Source organism: Uliginosibacterium sp. sgz301328, assembly GCF_041807905.1.
In the GTDB taxonomy this organism is placed as follows: Bacteria; Pseudomonadota; Gammaproteobacteria; order Burkholderiales; family Rhodocyclaceae; genus JBGVSA01.
This window is the reverse complement of sequence record NZ_JBGVSA010000028.1, coordinates 17,786-34,049: the sequence shown is the minus strand read 5'-3', so window position 1 is coordinate 34,049 and position 16,264 is coordinate 17,786. Positions and strand designations below refer to the sequence as shown.

Below are 16,264 nucleotides of genomic sequence, written 5' to 3'. Positions count from 1 at the left end.
CCGAAGGGGCGCAATCCCGGTCGGCCATGCCGCACGACAAACGCCTGTGATATAAGCAGGGGCATCGCGAAGTCCTTCGTGGTGTCTCCATGCCTTTTCTTGCCCGCTGCTGCGCTACGTTCGCAGTCTTTCTTTCGTCCATCGTATGCGCGCAGGCGCAAGAGGCCAGCCAGCCGGCGCCCCGCCCGCGCGTAGGGCTCGTGCTTGGCGGCGGCGGCGCGCGCGGTCTGGCCCACCTCGGGGTGCTGGAAGAATTGCGACGCCTGGACGTACCCATCGACTGCATTGCGGGCACCAGCGCCGGCGCGCTCATCGGCGGCATCTATGCCAGTGGCATGGATGTGCCGGAGATGGTCGAACGCATCGAGAACGCCGACTGGGACTTGCTGCTGTCGGGCACGCCCAACCGCCGCGACATCCCTTACGAACGCAAGGTCGATGACTTCACCAACTACGCGAGCTTCACGCTCGGTATCGACGCACAGGGCGTGAAGATTCCACGCAGTGTGATCGGTTCGCAGGCGATCGATCGCTTTCTCCACCAGCTCACGCGCGACGTCAACGTCGGTTCATTCCATGAGTTGCCCATTCCCTTCGAAGCGGTGGCCACCGATCTGGGTACAGGCGAGATGAAAGTGTTCGCCAGCGGCGATCTTGCCCTCGCCCTGCGCGCCAGCATGGCCGTGCCCGGCATCTTCGACGCGGTGAGCGTCGGCGATCAGTTGCTGGTCGACGGCATGTTCGTGCGAAACCTGCCTGTGGAGAACGTCAAATCGCAGTGCAACGCGGATGTCGTGATTGCCGTCGACGTGGGGCGCCCGATGAAGAAGGTTGACCAGATTCATTCACTGGTCGACGTCGTCGGGCAGGCCATGCAGATCGCCACCGGGCAGAACGTGCGCGAGCAGCGCGCGCTGCTGGGACCACGTGACATCATCATCGAGCCGCAACTGGAGGAATATTCACCGTCGAGCTTCCGCGACGTGAAGGCTATCGTGCAGCGCGGTCGGGAATCCGTCGCCGGCGTCGAACCCCAACTGCGGGCCTTGTCGGTGGGCGATGCCGAATATGCGAAATGGCGCATCGCGCTGGATCGCAAGCTGGGCGACCCCGCCCGTCCGTACGACCGCATCGAAGTCGCGGGAACCCGCTTCGTGCCGGAAGAGAACATCGCCGCGGCACTCGGCGGCAGGGATCAGCCTTCGAACCAGCAGGCGCTGCAGGGTCGGCTGGACCAGCTCTATGACACGGGCGATTTCGACCGGCTCAACTATTTCGTGCGCGATGAGGATGGTCAGCGCGTGGCGACCGTGACACCGGTCGAGCGCGCGGTGGGGCCGAACTACCTGCGCTTCGGCCTCGATATCCGCCTCGATACGCACCAGGCATCGGACATCGCCTTGCTCGGCAATCTGCAGATGACCTGGCTGAATCGCTGGGGCGCGCAATGGCGTACCAGCGCGCGGCTTGGGCTGGATTCTAATGTGTCGACCGAATTCCTCCAGCCCCTGGCGAAGTCACCGGTGTTTGTTGCCGCCAACGCTTCGGTCAGCAGCCGGACACTGGGCATCTACGATCAGGACGGCAGCCGCCTGTTCGACGTGGGTTTCTGGGAGCGCATGCTCGGCCTCGACCTTGGCTATTCGCTCGGCAGCCTGGGCGAAGTCCGCCTGGGGTATTTCTCGCAGCATCTGCGCTCGAAGATCACCACCGGCTTCATCCAGGTGCTGCTTGGCGAAGACTCGGTCAGCAGCACGCGCGCCAATGGTGTGCGCGCCAGCTTCGTCATGGATCAGATGGACAATCCGCGCTTTCCGCGCCGTGGCTATCTGGTGCGCCTGGATTACCTGAACGGCAGCGAGAAGTCATCCGACGGCTCGGAGGGCCGCTTCCAGCGTGCCGAGGGCGACTTCGACTGGGCGCATACCTACGGTGGGCTGACCACGATCCGCACGACGCTGCGGGGGCGCGCCTCGTCCAGTCGCCTGCCCGGCAGCGACGACTCCACCAACGCGGACAACCAGATCTATACGCTGGGCGGATTCCTGCAGTTGTCCGGCCTGCAGACGAACCAGCTCGCCGGCGGCAAGACAGCGCTGGCGCGCGTGATGGCCTATCGCCAGATCGCCCCTCTGCTGCCGACTTTCGGGTCGGGCACCTATGCCGGGTTCTCGCTCGAAGCCGGCCGGATGTGGAACATGATCAGCCTTACGGACAAGAATGAGACGGCGTGGATTCCGGCGGCGTCGGCCTATCTCGGCGTGGATACCTTGCTCGGGCCGCTGTATCTGGCGCTGGGCTGGGCCAACTATCACGGAGGCGCGGTGGGCGCCTACCTCTACCTGGGCTACACCAAGTAACTCAACGTAGGGCCTGACCCGCTCGGGGAAAGCGACGATTGACCATACGGCCCCGTATGTTACTGTCGCGCTTTCCGTCGCGCCGAGTCACACCATGTCGATTCCTGCCGCCTTCAAGGGCCAATTCCGGTTGCCCGCCATCGCCGCTCCCATGTTCTTGGTGTCCGGCCCCGAACTGGTCATCGCCACGTGCTGCAGCGGCATCTGCGGCACGCTGCCGACGCTCAATGCCCGGCCCGCTTCGCAGTTCGATGAATGGTTGGCGCGTATCGACACGGCCCTGTCGGCGCGGCGCGCGACACATCCGACGGTGCCGGTGGCTCCGTACGGGGTGAATCTGATCGTTCATGCGAGCAACGGCCGGCTGGCCGAAGATCTGGCGACCATCGTTCGCCATCGCGTACCGCTGGTGATTTCCAGCCTCGGCCATCCAGGTCCGGTAGTCGAAGCCGTGCATGGCTACGGCGGACTGGTATTTGCTGACGTCATCCATGCACACCATGCGCGCCGGGCCATCGAAGCCGGTGTCGACGGCATCATCGCCATCGCCTCCGGCGCAGGCGGCCATGCCGGCACGCAGAGCGCCTTTTCGCTGGTGCGCGAGATCCGCCAGTTCTGGGACGGTTGCCTCGTACTGGGTGGTGCCATCTCGGACGGCTTTGGCGTACGTGCGGCCGAAGTGCTCGGTGCCGACTTCGCCTATCTGGGCACGCGCTTCATCGCCACCCGCGAGTCGGCGGCACCCGATGAATACAAGCAGATGATCGCGACATCCCACGCGCGCGACATTGTCTACACCGCCGCCGTTTCCGGCACACCGGCCAACTTCCTGTGGCCGTCGCTGGAGCGCGCGGGGTATTCACGCGACGCACTGGCCGCGATGACGGGTAAGGCGCAGCTCCACGATCTGGACGAAGAGATCAAGGCTTGGCGCGATACGTGGAGCGCCGGCCACGGCGTGGCGACGATCGCCGATGTGCCGGGCGTGGATGAGTTGGCCAAGCGCCTGGCCGAGGAATACCGGCAGGCCTGCGCGCAGGCGCCGAGCGCGGCGATCGGCTAAGAATCAGGCGGCGCGCAGCGCGTCGGCCACCGCGGCGGCGCGCGCCTCCGCCACCGCCTGCGGAATCTTCGACTTGTCTTCGAGCACACGCGCAATAGCGCCGGCATCCACGCCGACATACGCGCGCATGCCGACACGCAGTCGCTCGATCTGCGGGTAGTCGCGCATGTCGTATCCCGGACGTCCGTAAAAGTCACACGCGCAGGCAGCCAGCATCTGCTCGAACCTTTCCGGCCGACGCAGAACATCACAACGGGCGAACAGCTTCGCCATCGTCGCCGGCCGCAGCTCCATCGCCTGGTGGACGATGCCGTGTTCGCGCGTGGTCATCACACCGACCTCGCGACATTCGGCCGGAACGCGCAGGCGTTCGCATACCGCTTCGGCCAGCGCAACGCCGCGCCCTTCGTGACCGTAGTGATGCGGCAGGATGTGTTCGGGCGTCTCACCCTTGCCAAGATCATGCACGAGGGCGGCAAAACGCACGGGCAACGATTCGCCACGGCGGGCGGCGGCGTCGAGCACCAGACCGAGGTGCGCACCGGTGTCGACCTCGGGGTGATACTTGGCCGGCTGCGGCACGCCGAACAGGGCGTCCACCTCGGGCAGCAATCGTGCGAGCGCCCCGCATTCGCGCAGGACCTCGATCATGCGCGACGGCCGCTCGCTCATCAGGCCACGCGAAATCTCCTGCCACACTCGCTCGGCGACCAAGTGGTCGACTTCGCCGGCATCGACCATCTGCCGCATCAACGCCATCGTTTCGGGCGCGACGACGAAATCCGAAAACCGCGCCGCAAAGCGCGCGAGGCGCAATATGCGCACCGGGTCTTCCGCAAACGCCGGACTGACGTGGCGAAAGACGCGCGCAGCGATGTCGCGCTGGCCGCCATACGGGTCGACCAGCGAGCCATGCTCGTCTTCGGCGATGGCGTTGATGGTGAGATCGCGACGGGCGAGGTCTTCTTCCAGCGTGACATCGGGGCTGGCATGGAAGGCAAAGCCCTTGTAGCCATGACCGGTCTTGCGCTCGGTGCGCGCCAGCGCATATTCCTCGTGCGTACGCGGATGCAGGAAAACCGGGAAATCCTTGCCCACGGCGCGGAACCCGCGCGACAGCATGTCATCGACGGTGGCGCCGACCACCACCCAATCGTGGTCGCTCACCGGCAGGCCGAGCAGGCGGTCGCGTACCGCGCCACCCACTACGTAGCAACGCAGGCCGTCGGTCATGGCCGCGCCCCGCTGGCCACAGGTGCGCGCACTGCGGCCGGTCTGGCCGGCGCGTTGTCCACGCGCACGTCCGGTTGGGTGAGCGCACCGGACAGGCGCAGCGGTACGGTCTTGCCGCGCAGGTCCTTGATCGCTGCGGGGCCGGCGCCACGCAACACCGTGGTCTGCAGCAGCATGTCGATGGTGTTCTTGCCCGGATCGGCCTCGCCATTGGCCACAAAGCGCAGCCAGTTGCTGCGCCCGGCCAGCGACTGCGTGAAGTAGGTGCCGTTGCGCAGGCCAAGATTGCCCGAAACGTCGGCAAGTTCGGTACGTTCACCTGGCTGCGCGCGATGCGTCGCATCGGCGTTGCGCGTCTGTTGCAGCGCAGTCGCCAGATCGATGCCCACCATGACCGGCTGGGCGAACTTGACGCGCATCATGCCGTTGGCATTGCTCATGAGCGATGCGAGCGATGCCCCGGTGGTATTGATCTGGGCGGTGCCGCTCAGGCGGCCCTGCAAGGGCAGCGATCTTCCAGAATCGCGCGAGGCGGCCTTCAGGTCGACGTTGTCGTAACGCTCGTCGAGCGAGAGCTTACGCGTGATGATGTCGTAGTCGGCGCTGCCGGCGACGGTGCCGCCGTACAGCGACACGCGGTGTCCGTTGCTGGCCAGCTTGCCCGCCGCGAAAGTGTAGGGCACGCGAAGCGAGTCGATACGCAATCCGCCCGCCACCACGTTGTCGAGGTTGAACGATCCCGACAGGATGCTGCCGCCCAGCCATGCGAATGGCATTTCCGGGTTGGCCGCAGCGGGCGCCATGAGGCGGTCGACGTCCAGGCGCTTGGTACTGATGTCCACGCTCGCGTTGAAGGGGTCGATTCCGTTGATCTGGGTATCGAACCGCACGTTGTCCTCGCCGGTGGTGGCCGTCACGCGCACCGTCGCGCTGTGTGCGTCGCGCACGTTGACGAGTGCGGTGCCGGCGATGGATGCGCGCGCGTTGTCGGCGGACAGACGCGGGTGGATCAGGCGCAGGTTGCCGGCAATGCGCTCCCATTCGAGCCGTCCGGCTTTCCAGTCCACGCGCAGCGGCGAGGTGGCGTCCCCTTCCGTGCCGGCGATGCCGCGACGCACCTGCCAGCGCACCTGCATGGTCTCGGCGGAAAAACCGCCCGTGGAAGGGGCAATGTTGCGCACTTCCGCCCCCAGGTTGATGTTCTCGTCCTGGCTGCGCGCGACGTAACTGGCATTGAAGCGCTCAGTGCGCGGGGCGCCGTCCGACCACGCCAGGCGCGGCGTCGTGGCGCCAAGCTGCACGGATTGCGGGCCATGCGTACCGCGCACGTCGAGCTTGGCCTGCACGGTCTGCCAGCTTTCGCCGGATTGCTCCCAGGTCACTGAGTCGGCGCGCGCGGTGGCTTCGGCGCCCGTCAGGTTACCGACGCGCCCGGTGAGGCGCGCCATCATGCCGTCGATGCGTCCGGCGGCGGCCGAATCGATGCGGTAGTTGCCGCTCAGGCGCAGGTCGCCGTCGATGGCGGGATCGCTGCCCTGGACATGTCCGCGCAGCTTGAGCGTGCCGGTGCCGCCGACGTGAAGGGCGCCGGTCTGCATGCGCAATTCCTTGAACTGAATGCGCCGATTGCTGCCAACATCGACCGCATCGCCGCCGATCTGGCGCAGGTCCATCGACGTGATGTCGGTGGCATCGGCCAGACTGACGGTGGCGGGCGTGCCGGTCACGAAATCGGCCCAGTTCCAGCGACCCTTGGCATCGCGCACGAAGTGGACGGTGATCGCGTTGGCCTGGACCGAGCGCACTACCATGCGCTTGGAAAGCAGCGGCCCAAGCGCCAGCGGCAGACGCAGTTGGCTCGCTTCAAGGAAGGTGGTGCTGCTGCGCGCTTCGCTGAGCGTGGCCTGGCGCACGCTCAGCGCCGGACGCGGCCATAGCGTCAGCGACACGCCGCCATCGAGGCGCAGGCTGCGCTGGTATCCGTCGGCGAAATAGCGCACCAGCTCGCTCTCGGTACGGCGAGCATCGAAGGTGACCCAGATGAACAGCGCGGCACCGAGAATCACGGCTGCCACGCCGCCGGCAGCAAAGCCGAGTACCTTCAGGACAGAGGTCAGACGCATTAGGAATCAACCATGGAGGGAAGTACGCCGCCAGGGCGAATCTGCCTATTTTCGCAGAGACGGGGTTCGAGCACACCTTTGCCCGCTTGTCGGTACCCGGTAAGTTGCTCAGAAAATTCCGATTCGGCCGATTCCTGTATGCAGGCATGCGTACTTCCTATTGCCGTAGGACTGCTTCATGCGCCACACTCGCCGCCACCCTTTTGCATCAGCGCTCCGCCAGCCACGCAAAGCGCCGGAGCCCATCCAGACAGGAGATCCGCATGAGCTTTTTCAGTGAATTCAAGGAATTCGCCCTCAAGGGAAACGTGGTCGACCTGGCCGTCGGCGTGATCATCGGAGGCGCTTTCGGGAAGATTGTCGATTCGATGGTCCGGGACATCATCATGCCGATCATCGGCGCGGTCATTGGCAAGATCGATTTTTCCAATCTGTTCATCGTCATGGGCCCAGTCCCCGAGGGCACGCCGCACACGCTGGACGCGCTGCAGAAGGCCGCCGTACCTGTTCTGGCCTATGGCAATTTCATCACCATAGCCATCAACTTCCTGATCCTGGCGCTCGTCATTTTCGTCATGATCAAGCAGATCAACCGCCTGCGTCGCGCCGAGGCAGCACCTGCGCCGGAGCCCGCGGCCACGCCCGAAGACATCGTCCTGCTGCGCGAAATCCGCGATTCGCTGCGTCGCCAATAGGCATTTTTGAACGCCAACGGAACGGCCCTGCGGGGCCGTTTTTTTGTGCTCTGCCCAGCATTATTTCTTGCAGTAGAAAATATTGGCGTATATATTTTCTACGGAATCACCGGAGACGCAATGTTTACGCCACAGATCCAAGCATCCCCCGACGCCGCGACCGTCCTTTCGAAAGCGACGGTGCGGGCGGCCGGTGCATTGGGCATCAGTCATGGCAGGCTGGCACAGATACTCGGCGTCAGCGCGGCGACCGTCTCTCGCATGGGCTCGGGACGATATCAACTGGCCGGGCATCGCAAGGAATGGGAACTCGCCCTGCTGGTGGTGCGGCTGTTCCGCTCGCTCGATTCCATCGTCGGCAACCAGGACGCCGCCAGACGATGGCTGCAGGGCGAGAATCTCGCGCTGGGAGCGAAACCCGAAGACCTCATCCTCAGCGCCGAAGGACTCGTCCGGGTCGTACAGTATCTGGACGCCTCGCGAGCCCGCATCTGATGGATATTCCTTCACCAGACATACTCGACGCGCACGCCCGCGACTGGCGCGCCACCCTCTGGCGGATGGTCGAAGCCCAGCACGTCACCAGCACCATGAAGCTGGTCGATAGCGGTGCCGAACACGATCTTCTCGAAATTCTGATCGAAGGCGGCAAGCCCCCCGTACCGCTGACGATGACGGGACTGGATTACCTGTTGGCCAGCCCGTTCCGCTATCCCCCGTTCCCGGCGGGTTCCCGCTTTCGTGGCCCGACCGATCCCGGCGTGTTCTATGGCGCCCAAGGGGTCCGCACCGCTGCGGCCGAGCTGGGTTACTGGCGCTGGCGTTTCCTACAGGACAGCCCGGCGCTCGAATCGATCGGGCCGGTCGCGCACACGGCGTTCGCCGTCAAGGCACAAGGGCGCGCGATCGATCTGCGGCAGCCTCCGTTGGTCGAACATTCCGCCCAATGGGCGGCACCGCGCGACTACGCCGCGACACAGGCGCTCGGGCGCGCCGCGCGCGACGCGGGCGTGGATGCAGTGATCTACACCTCTGTTCGCGACCCCAAGCCCGCGTGGTGCGCGGTCCTGATGGGGCCCCGGGCTTTTGCCCGCCCACGTCCGGAGCCGGGTACGCAATCGTGGTGGTTGACGGTGACGCCGCACGAAGCCATCTGGCTGCGCGCCAGCGAACGGATGATCTTCGAGACGGCGCGGTGGGAATGAGGGCAGCTCGCGCGTTCAGTGCATGGCCTGCGGGTCGGGGAAATCCGGCGCGAAGCGCTTGATCCACTCGTTCGCTGCTTCTTCGCTGTCGAGCACGCGGCCCTCCCGGCGCAGCACCTCATTGCGATATTGCTCGATATGGCAGATCTGTTCGACCATGCGCGCGGCGAAAGCGTCGTCCTGCGCAAGAAACTGAACGCCGATATCGAATTGCTCGCCACGGCGGATGCACCATGCCACCCGCCCGCGCATGCGGAAGGGCGGATCGGTGAACGAAATGCTCAGGCTCACTACACTGCCTACAGGCTGCGCACGTTCAGCGCGGCAGGCGATGCCTCCGAGACTGATGTCCTTGAGTCGCTGCTCGCCGGCCAGCTCGCCATCTTCCGAGCGCAACTCGATGGGCATGTCCGATGGATGGCGGATGTAGACCCTTCGCATCAAATGCGCCTCGCCCATACGGACGCCTCCCTTTGCAAGCCAGTTTTTCATTATTGGCGATGACTGCCAAAGGGCAAGATGGGTTTTGTGGCAGATCCGCTCGCGGTACGTAGTGGCGTCGCAGGGGCGGCACGTATGCGCGCCTGCACCGCAGGAGGTTCATCGAGGCACGCTTGCAAGCAACTCGAGCCGGCGCCCTACCTTGAGGCGGAAACGCCCCCGTCCGGTCTTTTCTATCGCGAGAAAATCGCAACGTTCATCGAGCCGGCGCGATAACAGGATGAGGCGCGCTTCAAGGTTGTCGTCGATGTCCGGCAAGCGCAGTGCGGCATCGAGCCGCAGTTCGCGATTGGAAAATTCGGTGCGCCCGTTTTCGGCATGCTGACCGAGCAGGCGCCACAGGATCGCGCCGGCCACGCCCTTGATGATGTAGTCGTTGTCGATGAAGACGCTGTCGTTTTCGGCAAAATGACGCACCGCCGCCACGCCCTGCGTTTGCAACGCAACCGGCTGCGTGCGCGGCGCGTCTTCGGCCACGGCGGTCTCGACGCATTGCAGGCCACGGATCGCCAGGCCCACCTGCCGTGCCAGCGTCACCAGAGCGTCTTCGTCGTCGTACGAGAAGCGTTGTTGCTCGGGACTTTCGACGTACAGCACGCCGACCAACGCATCGGCCGCGAGGATCGGCACCGCCATCTGGCTGTGCGCCTGGGCAAGACCGACGAAGGGAACTTCGGCGTCGGTGCTGAATCCCGCATCGATGGCCTGGTCCCGCACGGCACGCGCGTAGCTGTATTCGTTCGTCATGTGAGCAATGCGGATCGGTACGCGGTGCTGTGCCGCCACACCGATGACGCCTTCGCCCAGGCCGATCTCGAAGCCGACGCCGGATTCGGCATAGCCGTGCGTGGCGACGGTGTAGAGCCGCTGTTGGGCGGCATCGAACATCAGCAGCATGCTGTGGGCAATGCCGAATTGAGCATCGAGACTCTGCAGCGTCTGGTCCAGCAGGGAAGAGAGCTCGCCGATCGCGCACAGCGCTTCGCTCGCGGCTCGCAGCGCCGACAGCAGGTTGCGGCGTGGCGCGGGCGCGGGAAGACTCCCGCCCGGTACGCGCTCGATGGCGAGCACACGATAGACGTCCGAACCCAGCAGGCGGAATACTCCGGCCAGGCCCGAATGCGAAGCGATGCCGGCGAGCTTGGCCTTCATCCGCTCGAACAGCCAGCCCTCCGTCTGCGTGTGCAGGAACTGCAGGCTGAGCCGGTAGCTCGCCCCGGTGACACCGTCGGTGACATAAGCGGTGGCAAACGGATGCAGCAGGATGTTCTCGCGAGTCTTGCTGAAGAACTGGAAAGACAGCGCAACGTGCTGGTGGTCGACGTACTCGACCTGCGACACGTAGGTCACATTGGGCACGCCATCGGGCGAGCAGGTCGCAAGCGTGCTCGGGATGGCGCCCTCCAGACAATTGCGGATGGCATCGACGCTCGCCGCGCTCATGGCAGTCGATTGCCGGCACTGGGGCCGGGCGTCTGGATGAATCCCGCCGAAGGCGTGAAGCTGATGCTGCAAAGATCGGCCGGGTCCCACTGGAAGACTGCGCGCAGCAACGGCTCACCGTATTCGTGCAGAGAATGCAGGTCCGCCAGCAACGCTTCGACGTGCTGTCCCGCGCACACCTGATCGAACGGGCGCTGCGGCTCGACCACGGCGTCCTGCCCCTTGAGCTGGACCGTCTGGTTGGTGGAGGGTTTGCTGAATACCGCTGCCACGTGTCCGGAAGTCCGCACGTCCGCCAGGACCGCTGCGGCCTGCGCGTGCTGAACGACCAGCGTCACGCGACGCCGGTCGGCGGACACCCGGCAACCGAAGCACCGGGCCAGCGAAGTCTGCATGCCGCCGTCACGCGAGGCGACGGTGATCGACAGCCCGCTCTGAATGAACGCGGATAGGGCTTCGGACAAAGGTTCGGGCGGGGCGTCGGGCGACATGACGTAGCCATGGCGTACAAAACGTCATGGTAGCCAGCGCCCACGGCGCGCGCCACGTCCAGACGTGCGCGACGTCCGGCAGCGGGCGCGGATGAGGTTCGGCCCGAAGCGAACCATTATTCGCTCCAGGTGAACTTTTTCGACACTATCGGATGCCCGTCGTGAAAGCTGCGGGCAGATACGTCGATATCAGTAGTAGTGATAGACCAGCAGCGCAGCGGCGGCGATCGCGTACGGGGCGAGCGCCGAAAGGAAGGCGCATGCTGCGGAAAGGGCCTTGTCGGCCAATGGTTTATGCGTGGCGTCGTGCGCCACGTGCATGATGTGGTTCATGGTTCTCTCCTCGGTTCGGGCGAGACGGACGCGTGAAAGCGCGCCGGCGGACCCGGGATCGACAATGCGTTTTGAGTGTGGCGCGGCGTCAGTGCGCAGGTGGCTCGGGGTAACGCACATCGCCGTTGAGCGACGCGTCTGAGAGAGCCTGGGGCCACGCAAGGAGAGATGAAACCTGCAGGTGCCTTGCGTTTGCCCCGCGCGGAATGCGGATGGACATGGGGTCACCTAATTCGGATGTGGTTTGGCCCTGTCACTATAGGCCACGCAGTGCTCGGATGCGGCAAAATGATTGTTCATCGAAATCGAACAATGGGCCATGGATAACTACATCGAACTGCGAACTTTTCTCATGGTGGCTGAACTTGGCTCGTTCGCTGCCGCCGCCAAGCGGCTGGGGCTGGCGCGCTCGACGGTGACCACGCAGGTGCAGACGCTCGAACGATCGCTGGGCGTGTCCCTGCTGACCCGCACCACGCGGCACGTGTCGCTCACCGCCGAAGGCCAACGCCTGGCAGAACGCGGCGCAGTCCTGATGAGTGGGCTGCAGGAACTCGCTGCGGAAATCTCCCAACGAGCCGGGCGCGTGGCGGGCGAATTGCACGTGCAGATGACCGAATCGATTGCCAATACCCTGGTGCTGCCACGGCTGCCGGAATTCCTGCGCGCATATCCGGACCTTGCCCTGCGCGTATTGCTGTCCGAGCGGGCACCGGATCTCGCCGCGGAAGGCATTGACCTCGCCCTGCGCCTGTCGGCCGACAAGGACTCGGCATATCGATATCGTCGCTTCGGCAAGGTCAATTTCGTGATGGTGGCCAGCCCGGCCTATCTGGCCCGCTATGGCACGCCGCGCCATCCTGACGACCTGCGTCGCCATCGCACCATCGATTTCTTTGACGCGGACGCCGGACGCCCGATCGATTACGTACTGGCCAAGGGACGCGAACGCATTACGGTGCCCGCGGGCGGCATGCTGGAAGTCGACAATGCGCGGGCCGGTCTGACCTGTGCGCTGGCGGGATTGGGCATCTACGAAGACTTCAGTTTCCTGCTCCGGCCGCATCTGGCCGAAGGCAAGCTCGTACGGGTGCTGCCGGACTGGAAGCGCCCCGGGCCGGCGGTGGTGGCGCTGTATCCGTCCGGGCGCCAGCAATCGGCGCCCGTGCGGGCCTTCCTGCGTTTTCTCGACGGCGTCCTGAGCCCCGAACTCAAGGCGGACGCACAGCGCTAGCCCGGCATCGGCATGCGCCTGGCAGGGCGCGACGGGCGCCGCGACGGAAATGATCGCGGACGGCGGTCGAAGAGATTCCACCGCCGCGTGGGGCGATGCGAATCGTGCGTCGCGTTGACTTTCTTGAACCAGCGGGCGGCCAGCGCACTCATGCCCACCAGTACGAACGCGGCCAGGCCGACGATCCAGTAGTCGATATGGAAGCCATTGCGCAGGCCCCGGTTGAGTTGTTCGGCAAACACCGTGGCAGCGAGCGCGCCGGGCAGCATGCCGAGGAATGTCCCTGCCGCGAGGTGCCACAGGCGGATGCGCAACGCGCCTGCCGCGATTCCCAGCACCGGGAAAGGTGCAGCCGGAACCAGCCGCAGCATGGTCATTGCCAGTAGCCCGTGGCGACGCAGGATCGGCACCAACTGGTCCAGCCGCGCTCCGCCCAGACGCCGGACGGTACGCCTCGAGAGCAGGCGGCCGATCAGATAGTGCACCACCGACGACAACACCAGCCCGCTCATGGCGATGCCCAGGCCGCCCCAGGCGCCGAAAGCGATGACTGCGGCACTGGTGACCAGCGGACGGGGGAACATCACAAAACTCATCGGCGTATAGACCAGCACCAGCACTACCGGCGCCCACCAGTGGCGTGCAAAGGCTTTGGCCATGGCGGTGACGTTATCGACGCTCGCCAGGCTCGCCAGCGGCGTATAGCGCCATGCCAGCGCCAGCCCGGCGATGAGCACCAGTATCGCGACCAGGTTCGGCCATGCTGGCCGCGGCCGCTCATCGCGTGCGATTTCGCGTTGCGCGTCGGGAACGTCATCGGCCGCTTCGGCGAAGAGCTCAATGGCCACCGGTTGTTCGGGATCGGCAAAAGCCACCGAGCTGACCATGGCCTCGGGCCAGTGGTGTGTCTCTTCGAGGGTACGAAGCTGGTGGCCCGTGTGGCCGAGCGTTGCGACGGCAGCGGCCATGCTGCCGTGCTGTTCGATGGCCTCCGCGACGGTTTTTGCATCGACGCCCGTGTGTTCGGCCAGCAGTTCGTCGCGGAAGCGGCGGATGCGCGCTCGCACGGCCTGGTTCTCGCCGGCGTCGACGACGATGTCGCATTCGGTGTCGAGGCCCATGGAGCGATTGCTGATGTTCGATGACCCGATGCGAAGCCATTGGTCGTCGACTGCCATCATCTTGGAGTGCACATCGATACAGGTGCCGGCCGCCAGCCCGTCGCGGTGCGGGTAGCACGCATGGAAGCGCCCCCCGTGGTCGGCGGCACGAAGTTGCTGGAGAAGACGATTTCGCAGGACGTGCATGGTCATTTCTTCGAGCCAGCCGTGACTGAGCAAGCGCGTGACGAGGAAAACTTCCGGTCCGTCCGGCTCAGCCAGGCGGCGCGCCAGCGCCGCTCCGATGGTCGCCGAAGTGAAGTACTGGTTCTCGATGTAGATGTAGCGTTGCGCGCGCGCGATCATGTCGAGATAGAGCTGTTCGACGTCCCTGACGGCGGCGTGCGATGCGGTCGGCGGAAATGTGCAGGCGATGCCCAGTTCCACGTTGCGCATGTCGACGGGGATTCCCGCCGGCCACGGCAGGTTCAGTACGGCACGGGCAGGCAGACGCTCGCCAGTCGCAAGCTCCCAGCGCGTGCGCGCGATTTCGCCGACGACCTGCGCAGCTTCGCCGTCGAACATCATCATGATGTCGTGGAACGGCGGGTACGACGTACCCTGCACCTGGCGACGCGGATCGTCCGGCGCATGCTCGCGGCTGTCCCAGCGGCGGTTGCACAGATCGAAGCCGCCCACGAAGGCGATGCGATCGTCGATCACGACGATCTTCTGGTGGTGCGACCCGCCGACGGGCTGTGTGTTGTCGTATTCAAAAACAACTCGGCGATGCGGCTTCCACGTGGAAAGACCATAGGCCGGCGACAGCTCACGATCGAGCCCGAACACCATGGGGTAATCCCAGTTGAGGATGCGAATGTGCAGGCGCCTGCGCGTGCGCGCCAGCTCGTTGAGAAAATTGCCGAGCAGGCCGGTCGGTTGCCCGGCTGCATCGAAACCGGTTGCCGCGCGGCTGTCGAAGTCCCAGCCGACGATGACGATGGACCGCTGCGCCTGCCGGCAGGCCTGCACCACGGCATTGAAATACGCTTCACCATCCACCAGCAGGGCAACATGGTCCGCACGGGCTACCGCGCGACAGTTGCTGCCGATGTCGAACAGGCGCTCACGCCCCGTCTGCGTGGCTTGCATGGCTTCCTCCTGGAGTGCGCTTCGACGCGCGCTTTTGTATCCATGGAATGGGCCAGCAAGCGTCGTTCCCGACATGCAGGTCGAATGTCCAAGCGGTTGCATGACAGGCACGGGGCTGAGAGGATGATGGTGTTCCTCGGACCTTTGCCGGGTCGCGCAGCAGCGCGACCATTGCGCAATTCGTCCATCCCGCGGTATCCCGTTGAATCCGGCGCCAGTGGCGCCTTCATCACGAAAGGATGTACCGATGAGCACCGTCCGTTCCGTTGCAGTCCTCGTAGGCAGCCTGCGCAAGGAGTCGTTCAGCCGCAAGGTGGCGCTGGCGCTGGCTGGACTCGTACCGCCTTCGCTCAAGCTTGAAATCGTCGAGATCGGCAACCTGCCACTGTATGACCCGGATCTGGACGAGGGCACGCCCCCTGCGCAGTGGAGCGCGTTCCGCCAGAAGGTGAAGGCGGCCGAAGCGGTGCTGTTCGTCACGCCGGAATACAACCGCTCGGTGCCGGGCGTACTGAAGAACGCCATCGACGTGGGCTCGCGCCCGTATGGTTCGAGCGTATGGGACCGCAAGCCAGGCGCCGTCATCAGCGTGTCGCCAGGCGCATTGGCCGCCTTTGGCGCCAATCATCATCTGCGCCAGTCACTGGTGTTCCTCAATGTGCCAGCGATGCAGCAGCCGGAGGCCTACATCGGCAACGCGGCCAACCTTTTCGATGCGGAAGGCAAGCTGACCAACGACAGCACGCGCGAATTCCTGCGCAAATTCGGTGATGCGTTTGCAGCGTGGGTCGAACGCAACTGCGTCTGAGCCAGAATGGCCGGGGTGGGCATGCCCGCCGCCCCGGCGCGCGCTCAGTAGGCTGGCCGGTCGTAGGGGAAATACGCGTCCCAGAGGCTGATGTGTCCCTCGCGGGTCATGGTCAGCACATCGTGGTACGGCGAGGTCTGAAAGAACACGACGCGACGGCGGCCCACCGGCATCCACGCGTAGTTTACAAAGCTGATCGCCCCCAGGGACCGATTGTAGGTATCCAGCACACTGGTCGCCTTGCCGGATGATTCGCGTATGTGGTTGCGACTGTGGACCACGAACAGCAACTGATCGGCCAACGAGAACTGGAACGCCCCCACCGTCCAGGTCGAGCCGGTCGTCAGATCGGTTTCCACGAGATTCACGAAACCTCCGCGACACACACCGTAATAGTCGACGTCGCGGTGCGTGCTGCGAAGCGTGTAGTTGCAGCCCATGCTGTTCACGAGCAAGGCCAGTCCGGCGATACCTACCAGAACGGGGAAGATCAGCAGCAAGAACAGGCGTTTTCTGGTCATGG

The 16,264-nt window shown here is 64.9% G+C and carries 15 protein-coding genes; 7 read left to right on the top strand and 8 right to left on the bottom strand.

Features of this window, described 5'->3' with window-relative positions:
• The first annotated feature begins 89 nt into the window (after window positions 1-89).
• Entirely contained in the window at window positions 90-2,360 is a 2,271-nt protein-coding gene (locus ACDA63_RS17255) for a patatin-like phospholipase family protein (protein WP_373664523.1), read from the top strand.
• 94 nt (window positions 2,361-2,454) lie between these two features.
• Window positions 2,455-3,423 (top strand): NAD(P)H-dependent flavin oxidoreductase, encoded by a 969-nt coding sequence (locus ACDA63_RS17250; RefSeq protein ID WP_373664522.1) that lies wholly within the window; start codon window positions 2,455-2,457, stop codon window positions 3,421-3,423.
• A 3-nt stretch (window positions 3,424-3,426) separates the two neighbouring features.
• Here ACDA63_RS17250 and ACDA63_RS17245 read toward each other — a convergent pair whose 3' ends face one another.
• Window positions 3,427-4,644, bottom strand: a complete 1,218-nt coding sequence (locus tag ACDA63_RS17245) for a multifunctional CCA addition/repair protein (RefSeq protein ID WP_373664544.1) — start codon at window positions 4,642-4,644, stop codon at window positions 3,427-3,429.
• 8 nt (window positions 4,645-4,652) lie between these two features.
• On the bottom strand, window positions 4,653-6,779 hold the full coding sequence (locus tag ACDA63_RS17240) for an AsmA family protein (RefSeq protein ID WP_373664521.1): 2,127 nt from the start codon (window positions 6,777-6,779) through the stop codon (window positions 4,653-4,655).
• Between the two features lie 263 nt (window positions 6,780-7,042).
• On the opposite strand from ACDA63_RS17240, the gene mscL reads away from it, so the two are divergent.
• From mscL to ACDA63_RS17225, 3 genes are read left to right on the top strand one after another with little or no spacing between them, the layout of a single operon-like run.
• Entirely contained in the window at window positions 7,043-7,474 is a 432-nt protein-coding gene (mscL, locus tag ACDA63_RS17235; RefSeq protein ID WP_373664520.1) for a large conductance mechanosensitive channel protein MscL, read from the top strand.
• Window positions 7,475-7,480: 6 nt separating this feature from the next.
• Window positions 7,481-7,969: an antitoxin Xre/MbcA/ParS toxin-binding domain-containing protein gene (locus ACDA63_RS17230; RefSeq protein ID WP_373664519.1), complete on the top strand. Its 489-nt coding sequence runs from the start codon at window positions 7,481-7,483 to the stop codon at window positions 7,967-7,969.
• Complete coding sequence (locus tag ACDA63_RS17225; RefSeq protein ID WP_373664518.1) at window positions 7,969-8,679, top strand: RES family NAD+ phosphorylase; 711 nt, start codon at window positions 7,969-7,971, stop codon at window positions 8,677-8,679. The genes ACDA63_RS17230 and ACDA63_RS17225 overlap by 1 nt, the downstream gene beginning before the upstream one ends.
• A gap of 15 nt (window positions 8,680-8,694) precedes the next feature.
• On the opposite strand, the gene ACDA63_RS17220 is transcribed toward ACDA63_RS17225, so the two are convergent.
• From ACDA63_RS17220 to ACDA63_RS17205, 4 genes are all read right to left on the bottom strand, one after another.
• On the bottom strand, window positions 8,695-9,120 hold the full coding sequence (locus ACDA63_RS17220) for a PilZ domain-containing protein (protein ID WP_373664517.1): 426 nt from the start codon (window positions 9,118-9,120) through the stop codon (window positions 8,695-8,697).
• 159 nt (window positions 9,121-9,279) lie between these two features.
• Window positions 9,280-10,623: a GAF domain-containing protein gene (locus ACDA63_RS17215; protein ID WP_373664516.1), complete on the bottom strand. Its 1,344-nt coding sequence runs from the start codon at window positions 10,621-10,623 to the stop codon at window positions 9,280-9,282.
• Window positions 10,620-11,114: a hypothetical protein gene (locus ACDA63_RS17210; protein WP_373664515.1), complete on the bottom strand. Its 495-nt coding sequence runs from the start codon at window positions 11,112-11,114 to the stop codon at window positions 10,620-10,622. The genes ACDA63_RS17215 and ACDA63_RS17210 overlap by 4 nt, the downstream gene beginning before the upstream one ends.
• 189 nt (window positions 11,115-11,303) lie before the next feature.
• A complete protein-coding gene (locus ACDA63_RS17205) occupies window positions 11,304-11,447 on the bottom strand; it encodes a hypothetical protein (protein ID WP_373664514.1) in 144 nt (47 codons plus the stop codon).
• A 292-nt stretch (window positions 11,448-11,739) separates the two neighbouring features.
• Between ACDA63_RS17205 and ACDA63_RS17200 the strand changes: the two genes are divergently transcribed.
• Window positions 11,740-12,681, top strand: coding sequence for a LysR family transcriptional regulator (locus ACDA63_RS17200; RefSeq protein WP_373664513.1), 942 nt, complete (start codon window positions 11,740-11,742; stop codon window positions 12,679-12,681).
• On the opposite strand, the gene ACDA63_RS17195 is transcribed toward ACDA63_RS17200, so the two are convergent.
• Window positions 12,678-14,933 carry a VTT domain-containing protein gene (locus ACDA63_RS17195; protein ID WP_373664512.1) on the bottom strand — a complete coding sequence of 752 codons (2,256 nt, stop codon included), beginning with the start codon at window positions 14,931-14,933 and terminating at the stop codon, window positions 12,678-12,680. The genes ACDA63_RS17200 and ACDA63_RS17195 overlap by 4 nt on opposite strands.
• Window positions 14,934-15,180: 247 nt before the next feature.
• Between ACDA63_RS17195 and ACDA63_RS17190 the strand changes: the two genes are divergently transcribed.
• Entirely contained in the window at window positions 15,181-15,741 is a 561-nt protein-coding gene (locus ACDA63_RS17190) for an NADPH-dependent FMN reductase (protein ID WP_373664511.1), read from the top strand.
• Window positions 15,742-15,785: 44 nt separating this feature from the next.
• Here the strand turns inward: ACDA63_RS17190 and ACDA63_RS17185 are convergent, their stop codons facing one another.
• On the bottom strand, window positions 15,786-16,262 hold the full coding sequence (locus ACDA63_RS17185) for a hypothetical protein (RefSeq protein ID WP_373664510.1): 477 nt from the start codon (window positions 16,260-16,262) through the stop codon (window positions 15,786-15,788).
• Window positions 16,263-16,264: the final 2 nt, after the last annotated feature.